The organism is Streptomyces sp. NPDC004561, from assembly GCF_053602155.1.
Window position 1 is genome coordinate 1 of sequence record NZ_JBSGDB010000885.1, and the last position, 1,584, is coordinate 1,584.

Consider the following 1,584-nt stretch of genomic DNA (forward strand, 5'->3'; position numbering starts at 1 on the left):
CCTCTGACCTGTTCCCGAGGGTCAGAGGCGGCTTTTGCCAATCACGGGACGGCGCCGCCGTGTTGGGCGCCGCATCACGCGACCAACGTCACGCCAGACCCCTGACCAGCCACTTCAAGATGACGCAGCTTCACTGTGCGGCGGGGTTGTCGTAGTCGTTGAGAGAGGGGCTGTGGCGTTCGGTGAGTGGGCCAACGCCGAGATCTTCACGCATGAGCTTGCGCATCTTGGCTGCTGCATCGCCGCGTGCCTCCCAGCGGGCGTGATCCTCTGGACTGCTGACAGCAGTGCCGTTGATATAGCCGTCGCAGATGCCCCGGAGGCAGTGGAACACACTGTTGGAGGCCCTGACGACGGGTTGGGGCGCGATGAGCCACATCCGCTCTGACGCGATGGCTATGCCCGAATCCCGAAAAGCTTCGCGCAGCGCAAGCGTCCGCTCGTCGTCGGAAGGGTGCTCTCGCTCGGCCAAGGCCCGCAGGGTCTCGCCGAGGACCTTCACGGTGGTGGTGTACTGCGTGTAAATGTCGAGCCGCAGCCGAAGAGCATCTTTGACATCCTCGCGCTTCCACCGATTCCGATCGGCGATGAGAGTAGCGACGATGCCGATCGCGGCCCCGGCCAGCGTGGAGAGCAGTGGCAACCAATCCATGCGGGCCAGCTTGGGCCATCCCATGACGGCGGCACCAGGTGCGCTTCGAGGACGAACCTGTATTGCTGGCGCCGAGACCAACCGACGCCGCCCCCTAACCAATCTCCTGCGACAGCACAGCTAGAGCGGCAGACGACGTCAGCGGTCGCGGACTTGCGCGGTTTCAGCGGCGGTGAGCATGCACGCGGGCAGCGTCGACCGTCCTTCGATCATCGCCCGGTACACGCGGTGAACGCCATCGATCAGTAGCACAGCCGGGTTGCCGTCGAACTGCAACGTGGCGATGACCACTGGCTTGTCAAGGTCGGTCTGCATCGCGTGCGCGGCATTGAAGTGGGTCTGGTCCGGGCCGAAGACCGGGCACCAGGGCGCGCCTTCATAGTCCGGCTTGAGCAGGTTCAGGTGATAGGCGGCCACCCAGTCGGCAACAAGGGCCTCCACGACAGCCCGGGGCCGTGCGGGGGTCAGCCGTACCAGGTGGCTTGGGTGGGGCCGTAGCTGTCGCCCGGCTGGCCGGCTGTCTGAGGGCCGCCGTGGTCGTGGCTGAGGACGTGCCAGCCTCGGACCGGGTAGTAGCCGGTGCACTCCGGGCTGCACGGCTCTTCCTGGTGGCCGAAAAAGTTGCCGCCGCAGGTACAGGATTCGGACCACTCGGTGACGATGAACTGGCCCGCGTGGGGGCGCTCCGCCGCGGCCAGACTGCGCAGGATCTGGCCGACCGGCCGTATGTGCGTTGAGCGAGTGCTTGCGGGCATGGGCTCTCCGGAAGAATGTGAGTGTGGGGGCGCCGGGTGGGGCTGGCGCGGTGTCTGGGCCCGAGAGTGCGGGTGCCGGGGGCTAGTACTGCAACGGTGTTTGTTCTGAGTGCTGGGCAGCTTTCAGGGGCTGTGTCCGCGTCGTTTGTAGTGGCTGATGCGGGCCTGGTGTTGGCG

General features: G+C 66.1%; 3 protein-coding genes. All 3 read right to left on the reverse strand.

The annotated features are described in order from the left end of the window. Positions 1 to 130 precede the first annotated feature (130 nt). Positions 131 to 676 carry a hypothetical protein gene (locus tag ACWEN3_RS46400; RefSeq protein ID WP_452984457.1) on the reverse strand — a complete coding sequence of 182 codons (546 nt, stop codon included), beginning with the start codon at positions 674 to 676 and terminating at the stop codon, positions 131 to 133. 114 nt (positions 677 to 790) lie between these two features. Next, positions 791 to 1,093, reverse strand: a complete 303-nt coding sequence (locus ACWEN3_RS46405) for a hypothetical protein (protein WP_452984459.1) — start codon at positions 1,091 to 1,093, stop codon at positions 791 to 793. Between the two features lie 23 nt (positions 1,094 to 1,116). After that, positions 1,117 to 1,407, reverse strand: a complete 291-nt coding sequence (locus tag ACWEN3_RS46410; protein WP_452984461.1) for a hypothetical protein — start codon at positions 1,405 to 1,407, stop codon at positions 1,117 to 1,119. Positions 1,408 to 1,584 lie beyond the last annotated feature (177 nt).

What these genes read in the sequence shown, in the direction of transcription:
- ACWEN3_RS46400 (WP_452984457.1), bottom strand. Translation starts at nt 676, where the DNA reads ATGGGATGGCCCAAGCTGGCCCGCATGGATTGGTTGCCACTGCTCTCC.
- ACWEN3_RS46410 (WP_452984461.1), bottom strand. Translation starts at nt 1,407, where the DNA reads ATGCCCGCAAGCACTCGCTCAACGCACATACGGCCGGTCGGCCAGATC.